The 16,665-nt window shown below is 45.2% G+C and carries 15 protein-coding genes; 3 read left to right on the top strand and 12 right to left on the bottom strand.

The window, feature by feature from the left end; translation table 11 throughout:
• Positions 1 to 4: 4 nt before the first annotated feature.
• The 5 genes from ACN0V2_RS09755 to ACN0V2_RS09735 all read right to left on the bottom strand — a co-directional run bounded on the left by ACN0V2_RS09755 (position 5) and on the right by ACN0V2_RS09735 (position 4,760).
• Positions 5 to 982, bottom strand: coding sequence for a KpsF/GutQ family sugar-phosphate isomerase (locus ACN0V2_RS09755; protein WP_417550619.1), 978 nt, complete (start codon positions 980 to 982; stop codon positions 5 to 7).
• Entirely contained in the window at positions 979 to 1,965 is a 987-nt protein-coding gene (locus ACN0V2_RS09750) for a calcium/sodium antiporter (protein WP_417550618.1), read from the bottom strand. The genes ACN0V2_RS09755 and ACN0V2_RS09750 overlap by 4 nt, the downstream gene beginning before the upstream one ends.
• Before the next feature lie 95 nt (positions 1,966 to 2,060).
• Complete coding sequence (locus ACN0V2_RS09745; protein WP_417550617.1) at positions 2,061 to 2,789, bottom strand: VacJ family lipoprotein; 729 nt, start codon at positions 2,787 to 2,789, stop codon at positions 2,061 to 2,063.
• A 133-nt stretch (positions 2,790 to 2,922) separates the two neighbouring features.
• Positions 2,923 to 4,014 carry a glycosyltransferase family 4 protein gene (locus tag ACN0V2_RS09740; RefSeq protein ID WP_417550616.1) on the bottom strand — a complete coding sequence of 364 codons (1,092 nt, stop codon included), beginning with the start codon at positions 4,012 to 4,014 and terminating at the stop codon, positions 2,923 to 2,925.
• Complete coding sequence (locus ACN0V2_RS09735) at positions 3,966 to 4,760, bottom strand: UDP-2,3-diacylglucosamine diphosphatase (RefSeq protein WP_417550615.1); 795 nt, start codon at positions 4,758 to 4,760, stop codon at positions 3,966 to 3,968. The genes ACN0V2_RS09740 and ACN0V2_RS09735 overlap by 49 nt, the downstream gene beginning before the upstream one ends.
• A gap of 139 nt (positions 4,761 to 4,899) precedes the next feature.
• Between ACN0V2_RS09735 and prlC the strand changes: the two genes are divergently transcribed.
• A complete protein-coding gene (gene prlC / locus ACN0V2_RS09730) occupies positions 4,900 to 6,939 on the top strand; it encodes an oligopeptidase A (protein WP_417550614.1) in 2,040 nt (679 codons plus the stop codon).
• Positions 6,940 to 6,988: 49 nt separating this feature from the next.
• Here the strand turns inward: prlC and ACN0V2_RS09725 are convergent, their stop codons facing one another.
• Positions 6,989 to 7,405 carry a hypothetical protein gene (locus tag ACN0V2_RS09725; protein ID WP_417550612.1) on the bottom strand — a complete coding sequence of 139 codons (417 nt, stop codon included), beginning with the start codon at positions 7,403 to 7,405 and terminating at the stop codon, positions 6,989 to 6,991.
• 179 nt (positions 7,406 to 7,584) lie between these two features.
• Positions 7,585 to 7,851 (bottom strand): DksA/TraR family C4-type zinc finger protein, encoded by a 267-nt coding sequence (locus ACN0V2_RS09720; protein ID WP_417550611.1) that lies wholly within the window; start codon positions 7,849 to 7,851, stop codon positions 7,585 to 7,587.
• Positions 7,852 to 8,297: 446 nt separating this feature from the next.
• On the opposite strand from ACN0V2_RS09720, the gene ACN0V2_RS09715 reads away from it, so the two are divergent.
• A complete protein-coding gene (locus ACN0V2_RS09715) occupies positions 8,298 to 10,598 on the top strand; it encodes an FdhF/YdeP family oxidoreductase (protein WP_417550610.1) in 2,301 nt (766 codons plus the stop codon).
• A 793-nt stretch (positions 10,599 to 11,391) separates the two neighbouring features.
• On the opposite strand, the gene ACN0V2_RS09710 is transcribed toward ACN0V2_RS09715, so the two are convergent.
• Both ACN0V2_RS09710 and ACN0V2_RS09705 read right to left on the bottom strand, forming a co-directional pair.
• On the bottom strand, positions 11,392 to 11,655 hold the full coding sequence (locus ACN0V2_RS09710) for a Txe/YoeB family addiction module toxin (protein WP_417550609.1): 264 nt from the start codon (positions 11,653 to 11,655) through the stop codon (positions 11,392 to 11,394).
• Positions 11,648 to 11,902 carry a type II toxin-antitoxin system Phd/YefM family antitoxin gene (locus tag ACN0V2_RS09705; protein WP_014706018.1) on the bottom strand — a complete coding sequence of 85 codons (255 nt, stop codon included), beginning with the start codon at positions 11,900 to 11,902 and terminating at the stop codon, positions 11,648 to 11,650. Before ACN0V2_RS09705 ends, ACN0V2_RS09710 begins: the two co-directional genes overlap by 8 nt.
• Positions 11,903 to 12,695: 793 nt before the next feature.
• Here ACN0V2_RS09705 and ubiD point away from each other — a divergent pair.
• Positions 12,696 to 14,180, top strand: coding sequence for a 4-hydroxy-3-polyprenylbenzoate decarboxylase (gene ubiD / locus ACN0V2_RS09700; protein ID WP_417550608.1), 1,485 nt, complete (start codon positions 12,696 to 12,698; stop codon positions 14,178 to 14,180).
• Here ubiD and ACN0V2_RS09695 read toward each other — a convergent pair.
• From ACN0V2_RS09695 to ACN0V2_RS09685, 3 genes are read right to left on the bottom strand one after another with little or no spacing between them, the layout of a single operon-like run.
• A complete protein-coding gene (locus ACN0V2_RS09695) occupies positions 14,169 to 14,558 on the bottom strand; it encodes an MAPEG family protein (protein ID WP_417550607.1) in 390 nt (129 codons plus the stop codon). The two genes, ubiD and ACN0V2_RS09695, sit on opposite strands and share 12 nt — an antisense overlap.
• Positions 14,559 to 14,599: 41 nt before the next feature.
• Positions 14,600 to 16,348 carry an OFA family MFS transporter gene (locus tag ACN0V2_RS09690; protein ID WP_417550606.1) on the bottom strand — a complete coding sequence of 583 codons (1,749 nt, stop codon included), beginning with the start codon at positions 16,346 to 16,348 and terminating at the stop codon, positions 14,600 to 14,602.
• A 57-nt stretch (positions 16,349 to 16,405) separates the two neighbouring features.
• Positions 16,406 to 16,654 carry a formate dehydrogenase subunit delta gene (locus tag ACN0V2_RS09685; protein WP_417550605.1) on the bottom strand — a complete coding sequence of 83 codons (249 nt, stop codon included), beginning with the start codon at positions 16,652 to 16,654 and terminating at the stop codon, positions 16,406 to 16,408.
• Positions 16,655 to 16,665: the final 11 nt, after the last annotated feature.

Genomic DNA, 16,665 nt, shown 5'->3' with positions numbered 1-16,665 from the left:
AAAATCAGACTACACCAGCACGTAATAAATCATGCATATTCAGTGCGCCAGTTAAGTTATGGTTTTTATCGGTAATCAACAGACCGTTGATTTTATATTGCTGCATCATCTGCAATGCTTCGGCGGCCAGCATCTCTGCCTGACCTGTTTTACAGTGACGTGTCATATGCTCATTCAAGGGAGCGGTCAGAATGTTCACTTCCTGAGCCAACACACGACGTAAATCACCGTCAGTGAAGATACCGACTAATTTGCCGTCATTATCCACTACAGCGGTCATACCGAGACTTTTATTCGACATCTCAATTAATGCTTCACGTAATAAAGCATGTTGATGGACCTGTGGAATAGCTTCCCCAGTGTGCATAATATCGCTGACACGTAGTAATAAACGTCGACCAAGATTGCCACCCGGATGAGAGAGGGCAAAGTCTTCTGCTGTGAATCCACGAGTTTCCAATAAGGCGATGGCCAAAGCATCTCCCATCACTAATGCAACTGTAGTGCTGGACGTCGGCGCTAAACCAAGTGGGCAAGCTTCTTTAAATACACTGACATTAATCACCGCATCAGCACAGGATGACAGTGTCGAGTCCATCCGGCCGCTCATGGTGATTAACGGCACACCTAGACGTTTAATCAAGGGCAGAATGGTCAGTATTTCGGCCGTTTCGCCGGAATTTGACAGGGCCAACACGACATCTTTATCGGTAATCATGCCCAGATCACCATGACTGGCTTCGCCTGGGTGAACAAAAAAAGCCGGGCTTCCGGTACTGGCTAAAGTCGCCGCAATTTTACTGCCGATATGGCCGGACTTACCCATGCCAATCACCACGATACGGCCCTGACATTGCAATAAAAATTCACATGCCCGTACAAAATCATCATCGATACGGTCACGCAGCAACATAACTGATTCCAGTTCGGTATCAATTACCGCCAGTGCCAGTTTTTTTAATTTATCAGAATCTATTTTCATATACCGTTATGCACACCTTGATAGGCCAGCAAACTTATATAGCCTGCATAAACCATGAGCAGTAATAAACCAACCGGGCGTCCCAATCGGCCTTTCAAACAAAAGCGTGCAAACAAATACAGCACGATGGTCAGGCCAATCATAAAGCTAAAATCGCGTGTTAGCAGCAGGGTATCTACTTTAGATGGCTGAATCAGTCCCGGCATGGCAAGCACAGCCAGCAAATTAAAGATATTTGAGCCAAGAATATTGCCGACGGCAATGTCGTGTTCATTTTTTAATGCGGAAGAAATACAAGCGGCTAATTCTGGCAAGCTGGTGCCAATGGCGACGACGGTTAAACCAATAACCAGATCACTGATACCTAATATTTGTGCAATACCAGTCGCTCCCCAGACTAATAGCTTTGAGCCACCCAACAGGGTAATCAAGCCAATCAAAAACAGTAAGACAGATTTTTTCAGCGAGAGGTTAGGCTGATCATATTCTTGGGTGAATTCTAATTTAAGCGGGTCGTCCTGTGTGCTTTGCACCGCTAACCAAGCCATGCCACCCAAAGTTAGTAGGAAGCCGGAAAACAGAATAATGCCATCAATTCGATCTAACTCCATATCCCACAGCAATAATACTAGGGCCAGGATCATGATAAAGACCAATACCGGGAATTCTCTTCTTAAAGTCACTGAGTGAACTACCAACGGGGAGATGAGAATGGTCACGCCCAATACCAACCCAACATTGGTGATATTCGAACCAATCGCATTACCAATGCCTAATGCGGGAGCGCCATCAAAAGCGGCAAGGGCAGAGACCATCATTTCAGGGGCAGAGGTACCAAAGCCAACAATGGTCACTCCAACAATAAGAGGAGCGACACCTAGATTGGAGGCAATACCTGCCGCACCATCAATAAATTTATCCGCTCCCCAAATCAGTAAAACAAAACCACTGATAACAGCGAAGGTAAACAAGAGTGAAGTCATTTAACTACCGATGATGGAACCTTGAAACGAAAAAGAGCCGGAATAAATCCGGCTCTTTTTATTATAACGATGAAGATTAGTATTGTCCCGAAGGCTTACTCATCATCAAATAGATCGTAATCATCTGTATCTGGTGGATTACCATCGTAAACTAGATATTGGCGACGTTGCAGATAAGCATTTCTTACATAAGCATATTCATCATCGGTTGCCTCATTCAGAACACGTTCTGATTTCAGAAGGTTGGCACGTGTATCAATAACCCGAGTTGCGGTAAACGCATTACGTGCACCTGGACCTTCTACATACATGACAGGATCTGTGAACATATCGCCAACTAAGCCAAATGAATCACGCACAGTTCGTGGACCAAAAAAAGGTAGTACGACATATGCGCCAGGCTCAGCACCCCAAGCGCCAAGAGTTTGGCCGAAATCTTCGTTACGCTTACGGTTTCCTGCATGACCAGCCACATCAAAAATACCTGCAACACCAACCGTACTGTTTAACAGGAAACGGCCTGTATCATCCGCTGCTTGACTGAATTTGCCTTGCAATAAACTATTAACGGCGACGGTAATATCATTCAGATTGCTGAAAAAGTTGCTGACGCCCCAACTAATCGCATCAGGTACTATTGCGTCATAACCTTTTGCTACCGGTTTCAATACAGCACGGTCAACCGTATCATTGAATTTATACATTGCACGGTTGTAGCTTTCGAACGGATCTCGTTCGTCGGGATTTTGTACGGTGGCGCAACCTGTAAACAGAACAACCATACTAATTAGGCTGATTCTGAAAAAACCTCTTAATTCAAACATTGTGGCATTCCCTGAAACTTAAATATGCAGAGAATAATCTCACGGCAGTTCTAGGCTAATCAAGTAGTCTGTTGTACGAATACAAGTAAAGTATGACGCTGTTGTCATTTTGCAACATGAGAATGATAATGCTTCAGCTTTTTTGACTGAGGATTTGCGCTGTTTTAACTTGGGCGGGAAGATGATTGTCGTACATTAATCCAGCAAAAACCGCAGTGCATTTCTGCCAACTATTTTCATGTGCATAGGTAATACAATCTGTTTTACGTAAATTCAGCGCATTTAAAGCGGCCTTTTGCAGGTCCCAGTCGAGCTGACCCGTTTGGCCTGCAATGATAATATCTTTAGGTCCTGTTACCGGAAAGGCGGCGACTGGGAGACCACAGGCCATGGCTTCCAAAATCACCAAACCAAAGGTGTCGGTTTGGCTGGGAAACACAAATACATCGCCACCTGCTAGATATGAAGCAAGTTCCTGTGCAAATTTGGCTCCGGTAAACACCACATCAGGATAACTTTTTTGCAGCATTTCTAAATCGGGGCCATCACCAATCACCACTTTGCTGCCTGGTAAATCAAGATCCAAAAAAGCTTCAATGTTTTTTTCAACTGCCACACGACCCATATTGATAAAAATAGGTCTAGGTAAATCATAATGTTTAGGATTATTTGGGGTAAAAATCGTGGTATCTACGCCACGCCCCCAAACATACACATCCTGAAACTCATAGTGCTGCAAGCGTTGCTGCTGAGAAATTGTGGGTACTAAGGTTCTCACTGCAGGACGATGAAAGCGGCGTATCCAGGCATAACTCCAACTGAGCGGTATGGGTAAACGCAGCCGTACATATTCTGGAAATTGGGTATGGAATGAGGTGGTAAATTGAATCTTATGACGTAAGCACCAACGCCGGGCAGCCATGCCTAATGGGCCTTCGGTCGCAATATGCACGGCATTGGCTTGCACATTGTTCAACATATTAGAAAGTTTACGATAAGGCAGTATAGCTAGTCGAATCGAAGGATAAGTCGGGCAGGGGATGGTTTTAAAATTCAGAGGGGTAATCATAATTACCTCGTAACCCATCTCCTGCAAATGCTCACGGGTTTTGCCTAAGGTGCGCACAACCCCGTTGACCTGAGGCTCCCAGGCATCTGTCACAATCACTAATTTCATTAAGCGGCTTTGGCGATCAAGACTTGCTGATTGAATAACTCTGCCCAAGGAATGATTTCCATCTGACCATCCGGGTGTTCCACCAAAGCCGTACAGCTTTCCACCCAGTCACCGCAGTTGTAATAATCAATGTCTTGGATTCGGGTAATTTCAGCACGGTGAATATGTCCACAGACCACGCCATCCACGCCTTGTTTAGACGCTTCATGGGCCACAGCTTCTTCAAAATTACTTATGTACTGAACGGCATTTTTCACTTTATGTTTCAAAAACGCTGCCAACGACCAATAAGAGAAGCCCATCTTGCGACGGAAGTAATTTACCCAGCGATTGGCGCGCAATAAAAACTCGTAGAGCCGGCTTCCAATTTTGGCTAACATCGGTGATATTTTCACCACGCTATCGAATTGATCGCCGTGAATAATCAGCAATTTTCGTTTATCAGCGGTGGTATGAATGATTTCGTTATGAATCTGCACATTACCGAAAACCGCACCATCATAATCCCGCAATATCTCATCGTGATTGCCGGGGACAAAGATGACCTTGGTATTGTGCTTGGCTTTACCGAGCAGGGTACGGACAACGTTATTGTGTTCCTGAGGCCAGTACATGCGCTTTTTCATTTCCCAGACGTCGATAATATCGCCGACCAGATAAAGATATTCACATTCCACATTATGTAAAAAGTTAAGGAGGAGCTCTGCACTGCAACCTCGGAAACCCAAATGGATATCCGAAATGAACACGGTGCGAACTTTCAGCTTTTGCTTGTGACTTAGTTGTGTTTGCATAAGGCACTCTTTCACTTAAAATTCTGAGCAAACCTTATCTATTAGATATTGCAGTGTGATGACTGTTTTGTTGCGTTACCATGACAGTAACTTCACGCGCTACACTGCGGGCGATACCGAACTTAATCAGGACACTATTATGAGCAATCCATTACTGGAAAATCACCGTTTACCGCCATTTTCCGCAATAAAAGCCGAGCATGTTGTGCCCGCTATTGATCATGCGTTGAGCACGGCACGCAATAAAATTGACACTATTCTCAGCACGCTGACAGAACCGACATGGGAAACATTGGTACAGCCAATGGAAGATATGGACGCACTGATTGACACTGTCTGGTCGCCAGTCAGCCATATGAATTCAGTGGTGAATTCCGAAGAACTGCGTCAGGCCTATAACGCCTGTTTGCCAAAGCTCAGCGAATTTTCCACTGAGCTGGGTCAGAATGAAACGCTGTATCAAGCCTATAAAGCCATTGCCGAAGGCGCTGAATATCAGAAATTAGACACAGCACAGAAAAAAGTTATTGATAATGCCGTTCGTGATTTTCGCCTATCGGGTGTTGAGCTGGATCAGCAACAACGTGATGAGTTTAAAAAACTGTCACAGCAAATGACTGAACGCACAGCTAAGTTTGAAGAAAATCTGCTGGATGCCACCCACGCCTGGCGCAAGCTGATCACCGACGAGTCTTTATTATCCGGTTTACCGCCATCCACTATTGAAATGGCCGAGCAAATGGCCAAGCGTGAAGGTGAGGAAGGCTGGTTATTTACCCTGGATTTCCCATCGTATATGCCGGTGATGTCGTATGCCGATAATCGTGAATTACGTGAAGAAATGTATACCGCGTTTGCCACCAAAGCCTCAGACCAAGGTCCGAATGCCGGCAAATGGGATAACACCGAAGTGATGCTGGATATTCTGAACTTGCGTCACCAACTGGCTAACCTGTTGGGGTTTGCCAATCACGCCGAACGTTCTTTGGCCACCAAAATGGCACAATCACCACAACAGGTTCTGGACTTTTTACAGGATCTGGCCAAGCGCTCAAAACCGATTGCCGAGCAGGAATATGCCGAATTACGCGCCTTTGCCAAATCCACTGCCGATCAGGATCAACTTGAAGCCTGGGATGTCACCTATTTTGCTGAAAAACTACGTCAACAACGTTATTCGATTTCACAGGAAGAATTAAAACCGTACTTCCCGGAAGACAAAGTAGTGAATGGCCTGTTTGCTGTGGTCAATCGTTTATACGGACTGGATATTCGCGAACGCACTGATGTGGATGTCTGGCATAAAGACGTAAGGTTTTTTGAAATTATCGCTGAAGATGACAGTGTTCGTGCTCAGTTCTATCTGGATTTATATGCTCGTCAGCATAAACGCGGCGGCGCATGGATGGATGAATGTAAAGCACGCCGTCGTAGCGCCGAAGGTATTGAAATTCCAGTGGCATTTCTGACCTGTAACTTCTCCGAACCCGTCGGTGATAAACCGGCTTTGTTTACCCATGATGAAGTGACTACGCTGTTCCATGAATTCGGACATGGCTTGCATCATATGTTGACTAAAATTGAATATGCTGGAGTCTCTGGTATTAACGGTGTGGCATGGGATGCGGTCGAGCTGCCCAGTCAATTTATGGAAAACTGGTGCTGGGAACGTGAAGCTTTGGATTTGATTTCCGGCCATTACCAGACTGGTGAAAAACTGCCTGATGACTTGTTCGACAAAATGATTGCCGCACGTAACTTCCAATCAGCAATGATGATGTTACGTCAGCTGGAATTCTCGTTATTTGATTTCCGTCTGCATCTCGAATTTAATCCCAATGAGCCAAATCAGGTCGACAAGATCCTCGAACAAGTGCGTGATGAAGTCACCGTGGTGAAACCGCCTAAGTTCAATCGTTTTGCTCACAGCTTTGCCCATATTTTTGCTGGCGGATATGCTGCTGGTTATTACAGTTACAAATGGGCCGAAGTGCTGTCAGCCGATGCGTTTTCCAAATTTGAAGAGAAGGGCATTTTTGATCGCCAGACCGGTCTGGAATTTCTTGAAGCCATTCTGGAACAAGGTGGATCCCGTGAACCAATGGAACTGTTTATTGAGTTCCGTGGCCGCGAACCGCAGATTGATGCATTGTTAAGACATACCGGCATTGCCGCGTAAACAAAAAAGGGCCGAAAGGCCCTTTTTTATGATGTAAGCATTCTGATTTTTATGAATTCATACAAATTTGAGCGGATTCCTGAGCAGTTTGAATCATCGTCGCCGCCTTATCTTTCGAGAGTTTGCCTGCTTCGATATCCTGCAGCATCTGTTGATTTAAATCATGCGTAGTCTGTGCGATATCTGCTCCCTTTCCTACCGGCATAATGGCTTTTTCACTATATTCTTCAGGGAACTGGAGCAACGCATCTAGCTGGCAAGTTGCCATTTTAGTCACATAGGCATTAGCCTCATCATCAATTGCACGGGCAGACATTTCAGGTCTATCAGCACTCAACTTCTGCACAACCAATGGTTTTAATTGTGAGGTGTAATTTTTTTTATAATTTTCTTTATCCTGATCATCTATTGCCAAAGCTTGCTGTGCAGCAAAAATAAAAGGTAACGCCAGTAATAATTTTTTCATTTTATATCTCTTAAAAAGTACAGCCAGACTAAAGCATCAAACTTTAAAACAGCCGTAATCAAATTCGTGTGAACTGCAGAAGATTCAGCAAACTAAATCTGCACACAGCTTTACACACTGCGATGCTGAAAAGCAAAAGAGCACCGAAGTGCTCACTTTATAGCTAATAACATAGGGGGTTAGCGTAGCTGACTATCCTTACTACCCCGTCGATTAAACAGCTTAAACGCCTTGTCTTCTTTATCGATAATTTCCTGACATTTCACGCACAGTCGAACACCGGGAACCGCCTCCCGTCTTGCTTGGGGGATCTCCTTCTCGCACTCTTCACAATGCGTCAGACTTTCACCTTTTGGCAAACGGGAACGAGCCTGTTGAATACCATCTTCAACACTGGCATCTATCTGATCCTGAACGGCACCATCTCGAGACCAACCTCCAGCCATAACAACCTCCAACTGATTGTCTTCAAAGCTTTTATTTAAGCATATTAAACTTAATATTGGATTGAACAAGACAAAATGCAAAATGAATAAATTATTGTTTGGTTTGAAGTAGCATTTTAAATTTTCAACATTACTCAATTTATTGATTGAATTGATATGAAATTTAAAACATATTTCGGTTTGAACTAAAACAGGATTTTATTCCCGATATATATAGCTTGTATTGATTGTAAGTGCTTATAGTCATTATAATTTATAAACAATAGAATCGATCTGATTTATGTTTAACTTTGCATATTAAGAGAAAATCATAACTGGCAACGTTCAGCCATTTTGATCTCAAAAAAAACAAACTAGCGAGAACCCCCATTTTATTTGCCTTTCACTGTTTCTTACAGCGTTGATTGGGACTTTGCACTATATTTTTCATTTCCCGGAGAAAGATTTTGAGTCATTACAAACCATACAATGGTCCGGCAGCAGGTTGGGGCGCGTTGGTCAGCGTGGCCAAAAATTGGCTAGGCAGTAAAAATGCCATGCACAACATTCGCGCAATGCTGAAAACCAATCAGGATCACGGGCTAGATTGTCCCGGCTGTGCCTGGGGTGAAACACCTGAAAAAGGCATGATTAAATTTTGCGAGAATGGTGCTAAAGCCGTCAACTGGGAAGCTACCAGCCGTCGAGTGGATCCGGCCTTCTTTGCCAAACATACCGTTACCGAGTTATTACAACAAAATGATCATTGGCTGGAATCACAAGGCCGCATTACTCATCCCATGCGCTATAACGCTGAATCAGATCATTATGAGCCGACCACATGGCCCAAGGCTTTTGAATTGGTTGCTCAGCATTTAAACAGCATGGATACCCCCCATCAAGCCGAGTTTTACACCTCCGGCCGAGCCAGTAATGAAGCCGCTTTTTTGTATCAATTGTTCGTCCGTACCTTGGGCACCAATAATTTCCCTGATTGTTCCAACATGTGCCATGAAGCCAGTGGCATCGCGATGTCTGAAACCTTAGGCGTCGGTAAAGGGACTGTCGAGTTTGAAGATTTCGAGCATGCCGATGCCATCTTCGTTATCGGTCAAAACCCGGGTACTAACCACCCGCGTATGCTGGAACCTTTACGTGAAGCGGTCAAACGTGGCGCTCAGGTAATCTGCTTTAACCCGTTAAAAGAACGTGGTCTGGAACGTTTTCAACATCCTCAAAACCCCTTGGAAATGCTTAAAAATGATTCTGAACCTACCAATACCGGGTATTTCAGACCAGCATTGGGCGGCGATATGGCCGCAATTCGAGGCATAGCAAAATTTCTCTGGGAATGGGAAAAACAAGCACTCGAGAATGATAGTGCAGCCGTTTTTGATCGCGAATTTATTGCAGAGCATACCAGTGGCGTAGATGACTATCTGGCAGTATTAGACAACACCAGCTGGCAGCATATAGAAACCCAATCCGGTCTTAGTTTGGCCGAGATTGAAATGGCTGCCAATATGTATCGCAGAGCCAATCGGGTCATTATGTGCTGGGCCATGGGAATCACCCAACATTTACATTCCGTACCTACTATTCATGAAATTGTCAGCCTGCAATTATTGCGTGGCAATGTAGGTAAGCCAGGAGCAGGTCTTTCTCCTGTCCGTGGCCACAGTAATGTGCAAGGTGATCGCACTATGGGTATCGACGAACAACCACCGGAGTGGTTACTCGATGCATTGGAAAATCGCTTTAAAATTAAAATGCCTCGTGAGCATGGTCATACAACGGTTAAAGCTATTTCCGCAATGGAACAGGGTGATATCAAAGTCTTCTTTGGACTGGGAGGAAACTTTGTACAAGCCGCACCAGATACACCGCGCACCCATGCTGCGATGAAAAATTGTGATCTGACAGTTCAAATTTCGACCAAATTAAACAGAAGTCATTTAGTCACTGGTAAGAATGCTTTGATGTTGCCTTGTCTGGGCCGGACAGAAATTGACTATCAGATGAGCGGCAAACAGGGTATCACGGTGGAAGACACCTTTAGCATGGTGCATATTTCCTATGGTCAATTGAAACCTTTCTCACCATTAATGAAATCAGAAGCTGCCATCATCGCTGGTATTGCTGAAGCCACCTTGGGTAAACACCCAGTAGACTGGAAATGGTTGGTAGAAGATTATGATCGAATTCGTGATTTGATTGACGAGGTCATTCCCGGGTTTACTAACTTCAATGAGCGTATCGCCAAGCCAGGCGGGTTCTATTTGGGTAATCCAGCCGCTGAACGTCAGTGGCAAACGACCACCGAGAAAGCACGTTTTATTGCTAACACCCTGCCTGAATCACTGATTCACAAACAGATTTCTGATACGGGTGAAGTGCCCGATTTGATTTTGCAGACCATGCGTTCACATGATCAGTACAACACGACTATCTACAGCATGAACGATCGTTATCGTGGGGTATATGGCATGCGTGATGTGATCTTTGCTAACGAAGCTGATATTCAGCGTCTGGGACTGGAGCATGGCCAAAAGGTGGATATCTATTCACTTTGGGATGATGGCAAAGAACGCCGTGTGAGAAATTTCACCATTTTGAGTTTTGATGTTCCTCAAGGTCAGGCGGCTGCCTATTATCCGGAAACCAACCCGTTGGTGCCGCTGGATAGTTATGGTGATCATACCTTTACTCCGACATCCAAGTTTGTGGCGATTAAAATTACACCTAGCCAGGCATTGGATGCTGCGTGAGTTTTTAAATAAAACTTATAATCAAGGTTGGTTGGGTGGAGCTTGCGAAGCCCAACAATTGTGGGTTTCGTAAATTCAATAAGTTTATTGACTTAATGACTTGGGACGCTGCCGCGGGGCGTTCATTTCTTTTGTTTGCCCAAAAGAAACGAACCAAAGAAAAAGGCACCCCATGTGTTGGCCTGCGGCTCCCCGATAAAAATACTTATCTCAGGGAAATCGAAAAAACTCGCTACGCTCAGACATTCCGATTTCTAATCCTGAAATAACCATTTTTATCGGCAACACAAAAGGGGGATCCACTAGCCTCACGTTTTGGGATTCTTCCTTAATGCCCTTATGCGAAGCCGAGCATCGCAGAGCTGGTCGGATCAGCATGATGGTTGTTTGGCCGAAGTGAGTTTCCGTCATTCCTGCGCAGGCGGGAATCTAGTGCTTTCATAGGCTTGCGCTAAGTTTTTCTAAGCCTACAAAGTCATTGGTTCCATGACTTGGAACGCTGCCGCGGGGCGTTCATTTCTTTTGTTTGCCCAAAAGAAACGAACCAAAGAAAAGGGCACCCTATGTGTTGGCCTGCGGCTCCCCGATAAAAATAGTTATCCCAGGTAAATCGAAAAAACTCGCTGCGCTCAGACATTCCGATTTCTTATCCTGGGATAACTATTTTTATCGGCAACACAAAAGGGGATTTAGGGAGTGTCTGTAGGTTGGGCTGAATGCAATGAAGCCTAACAATCTTGAAGTCATTTTTAAAAATGTTGGGCTTTGTTCCTCAGCCGCAACCTACCAAATATTAATAATGATACCGACAAGAAATAATCGTAATCGCTGAATCCTCAATGGCATAAACCAAGCGATGGGTATCATCAATCCGTCGTGACCAGAAACCGGAGAGGTTTTCTTTTAAGGCCTCCGGTTTGCCGATCCCTTCAAAGGGACTACGTTGAACATCGGTGATCAATTTGTTGATTCGGCGTAGTGTTTTTTTATCCTGACCCTGCCAGTAGAGATAATCTTTCCAAGCCTCGTCAGTCCATGACAATAAGCGTTTAGTCATCCATCAACTCTCGCGGTTTAGCCTTGCCAGCTTTGAATTGTTCAATGGATTTGTTCAGATGTTTAACGTTCTCGGGTGAGCGCAGTAAATGCACGGTTTCCATCAAGCCGTTGAAGTAGTCCAACGACATCACCACCGCATCTTCAGCATCACGGCGGGTAATGATGGTGGTATCAGCATCGTTCACCACACCATCGAGAACGGTTTTTAAGCTATTTCTGGCTTCAGAAAATGAGACGATTTTCATATCGGCACCTTTGTACAATCAGTTGTACAAGTATAGGAGGATAGGGTTACTTGTACAATAAGTTGTTCAAGTTTTTATCGTCAGGAAATTAATCTTTGGTAGGTTGCGGTTGAGCTTATGATTTGGATCGCTGCCGCGGGGCGTTCATTTCTTTTGTTTGCCCAAAAGAAACGAACCAAAGAAAAGGGCACCCCATGTGTTGGCCTGCGGCTTCACTGCGTTGCGTTTTTTGTCAGGGAGACTCACCAAACTCGCTACGCTCAGACAGGTAAGTCTCTAATCCTGACAAAAATCCGCTACTCGTCAACACAAAAGGGGAGTTGTGGAGCTCACCTGAACGTTAATGCCCCTGTTGCCCTTATGCGAAGCCGAGCATCGCAGAGCTGGTCGGAACAGCATGACGGCTGTTTGACCGAAGGGAGTTTCCGTCATGCCCGACCAGATCGAGAAGCACAGGGAACCCGCAGGGCGAGTATGGGCTGGCCTTTTTTGGTTCGTTTTTTGGCCACGCAAAAAATGAACAGCGGGCTTTAGTCCATAATTAAAAATCAAGTTTTCGTACAATTACATTAATGGCAATTGCTTATGCTCAAGGTTAGGTGCTCATTGTGCTCACCATTCTCATGGGGGAAAGGGCACGATGAAAACGTTAGAAAATTATTACTGGTATGGTCGATAAATTTCAGTCTCTCAATGGCGAATTAATCCAAAATAAGTCAATAGAGATAGCTGCTAAGCCAAATCATGTCCTAAGCTGGTAAGCTACAACATTACTATTCAAAAATCATATCTCATGAAATACACCGACCTAAGAGACTTCATCACCAACCTTGAAAAACAAGGCGAGCTAAAACGCATCACCACCGAGGTAGATCCCCATCTTGAGATGACGGAGATTTGTGATCGGGTGTTGCGTGCTGGTGGTCCGGCGATTCTGTTTGAGAACCCGAAAGGCAGCAAGATTCCGGTATTGGCCAATTTGTTTGGTACACCTAAACGAGTAGCTCTAGGCATGGGGGAGGATTCGGTTGAGGCGTTACGTGAAGTCGGTAAGTTGCTGGCATTTCTGAAAGAGCCTGAACCACCTAAGGGCATGAAAGACGCTTGGGATAAGTTGCCGATCTTTCGTCAGGTTTTGAATATGGGCCCGAAGGTGGTGAAAAAAGCACCGTGTCAGGAGCAAATAATTGAAGGTGATGCCATTGATCTGGCTGAGTATCCTATTCAATTATGTTGGCCCGAAGATGCGGCACCGTTAATTACCTGGGGCTTGGTGGTCACCAAAGGTCCACATAAAACTCGGCAGAATTTAGGTATTTATCGCCAACAGGTGATCGGTAAAAATCGGGTGATTATGCGTTGGTTATCGCATCGTGGTGGGGCGCTGGATTTTAAAGAATGGCAGCAAACCCATCCGGGAGAACCGTTCCCGATTGCTGTTGTGCTGGGATGTGACCCGGCGACTATTTTAGGTGCTGTGACGCCTGTTCCCGATACACTCTCTGAATATGCTTTTGCGGGTCTGCTACGTGGCAGCAAAACCGAACTGGTGAAATGTATCGGCAGTGATCTGCAGGTGCCTGCTCATGCCGAAATTGTGCTGGAAGGATTTATCTATCCGGATGATATGGCGCCGGAAGGACCGTATGGCGATCACACCGGTTATTACAATGAAGTGGACAGCTTTCCGGTGTTTACTATTGAACGCATAACTCAGCGTAAAAACCCGATTTATCACAGCACCTACACTGGTCGACCACCAGATGAGCCGGCAATTCTGGGTGTGGCATTAAACGAAGTGTTTGTGCCGATTTTGCAGAAGCAGTTTCCAGAGATTGTCGATTTTTATCTGCCGCCTGAGGGTTGTTCATATCGCATGGCAGTGGTCAGCATGAAAAAACAATATGCCGGACATGCCAAGCGGGTGATGATGGGAGTATGGTCGTTTTTACGGCAGTTTATGTATACAAAATTCGTGATCGTCGTCGATGATGATGTGAACGTACGCGATTGGCAAGATGTGATTTGGGCGATTACTACACGAATGGATCCGGCACGCGATACCGTTTTAATTGAAAATACACCGATAGATTATCTGGATTTTGCTTCGCCGGTATCGGGGCTGGGTTCCAAAATGGGCATGGATGCGACCAATAAATTGCCTGGCGAAACTAACCGCGAGTGGGGTAGACCGATTGAGAAAGATCCTGCAATTGTTGCTCGGGTTGATGCGATTTGGTCAGAGTTGGGATTGGATGAAGACGACTCAGCCCGGTAGCTGAATACCGATAAAAGCTAATAGATTCAACACTGCCATTATGATCAGTAACCAAATGGTCAATTGCATACCAATGATTCGTCGGGGAATGATGGATTTGCTGATGCCATTGGCATGAATTACTCGACCAATGATAAACAAAATGCCGAGTACATGGATTAACCAGATTGGGCCTTGGTTAAGTTCAAAAACAATTAACAACAGCAAGCCAATTGGCAGATATTCAACTGCATTAGCATGCGCCCTAATCGCGCCGAGTAGATCTTTATTTCCGCCGTCACCTAATGCCACTTTATGTCGACGTCGTAGCGCAATGACATTGCGTGCTAAAGCGACAATGAGAAATGCTGCTAGTGAGATATAAATGGTGACATGCATAAACCCTAGTCCCAGACATTTAGTGAGAGACTAAGGGTGCCTTATTCAGCCGTCGTTGATCCAGATTTATTTTCTTTCTGATTTTGCCACCAATGCGAATGACTGTTTTGTACATGATGATTGCTATGTACCGGCCGCATCATGCGGTTACTGATAAGCGCCACAATTAGCAACGATGCCATCACATACATGGTTGTGTTATAGAGACTTGGCGTTGGATCCATGGTGCCAGCGGGCACGATTTCCATGAGAGAGGCGATTGAAACGGTGCTGGTTTGAATCAAGGTATCGAGTTCTGTAATAGGCGCGCCAAAGCGGCTAAGAAATACATTCGGGTCGACAGTATTTGTCAGGTTGTGAATAGCCTTATAAATCGATTGTTCACGTAAATGGGTGAGTAATACCGGCCCCAGAATGCCAGCGACGCTCCAGGCTGTTAACAGACGCCCATGAATACCACCGACATGCAAAGTGCCAAAAATATCGGCCAGGTAGGCGGGAATAGTGGCAAAGCCTCCACCATACATAGTGAAAATCAGCATGGTGACAGCATAAAACAGAATCAACCACATCACGGCTGGATTAATGCTGGCTTGCATCGCAATAAAAGGAATCGACAGATATAACAACGCACCGAGCATAAAGAAAATACTGTAGGTGGTTTGCCGACCAATATAGTCCGACATGGATGACCAGAAAAACCGACCCGCCATATTAAACACGCTGATCATAAGCACATAGGTGGCGGCAAATCCTGCATCAACTATTGATGGCAAACTGGGGCCAAAGATATCGGTGACCATGGTCTTCGCCACGCCAATCACGCCGATACCTGCAGTGACATTGAAGCACAACATAATCCACAGTTGATAGAACTGTGGGGTTTTTAATGCTTGATCAATATGCACATGATTTTGGCTAATCAGTGATTTAGCCGCTTTTTTGTTTGGATCTGGATTCCAGCCTGCCGGTTTCCAATCTGCTGGTGGCACCCGAAAACTAAATGCGGCAATCACCATCACCAGAAAATAAACAATGCCCAGAGTTAGAAATACTGAAGCCGCGCCGGTACTGCCAGAACCGACGATATAGACACCTTCTGGGCCGGGCAATGGCATATTGGCCATATCTTTGGCAGTAGCGACGACTACTTCTACTTTATCACCGGCCATTTCTACAAAACGTCGGCCATTTTCAGTAATTAAAGAAAGGTCGGTGGCTTTACCTAAATAGGTTGGTGCTTCGTAAAAAAGTGATAACAGATAGCCTTTCAATGGTGCGCCGATAATGGCGCCACCACCAAACCCCATAATAGCAATACCCGTTGCCATACCTCTTCGATCGGGAAACCAACGAATTAATGTACTGACGGGGGTTACATAGGCTAGACCAAGACCACAACCACCAATAACGCCATAGCCCAGATAGATTAACCACAGTTCATGCAGATAGAGACCCAGACTGCTGATTAAAAAACCTCCACCCCAAAGACAGGCAGCAAGAAATCCGGTGGCTCTTGGCCCCACCTGTTCAAGCCATTTGCCACCAATGGCAGCGGCAAGCCCGAGAAAAACAATGGCAGTTGAGAATATCCAGACCACCGATGAAAAATGCCAGTCATCGGCAGCACTGGCCACCACACCCAGTTGCTTGATGAGTGGCGGATTAAACATGCTCCAGGCATACACTGAGCCGATACACAGGTGAATGAATACCGATGCTGGGGCAATCCACCAACGATTAAATCCGGGCTTGGCAACAATATGCCGTTTATGAAGATGGGCCAGCATGATGTTTTATCCTTAAATACTCATGGTTTCTGCTGAGTGAGGCAATGTTGTCAGCGGTTATGCAGACTGTTTTTGTATCTGCAGGTTTTGTAAACGTTGGATCGCATCACGCGCTAAGGGTGAAATATCGGTGTCATCTTTAGCAGCATCAATCAGATCGTGACGCATTTTGGGCGTCCAGAAACGAAGCAGATGTTGTTCAATCCGTTCAGCGGCTTCGGCAGGTTCATAAGCACTGAGGTTGGCAGCAATCTGGTTGACCATCTTTATTAAGGTGGCCGTTTGGGAATGGCTATCATGGCTCATGGATTTACTCT

It is taken from the genome of Methylophaga sp. (genome assembly GCF_048266885.1).
Classification (GTDB): Bacteria; Pseudomonadota; Gammaproteobacteria; order Nitrosococcales; family Methylophagaceae; genus Methylophaga.
This window is presented reverse-complemented; position numbering and strand designations above follow the sequence as displayed.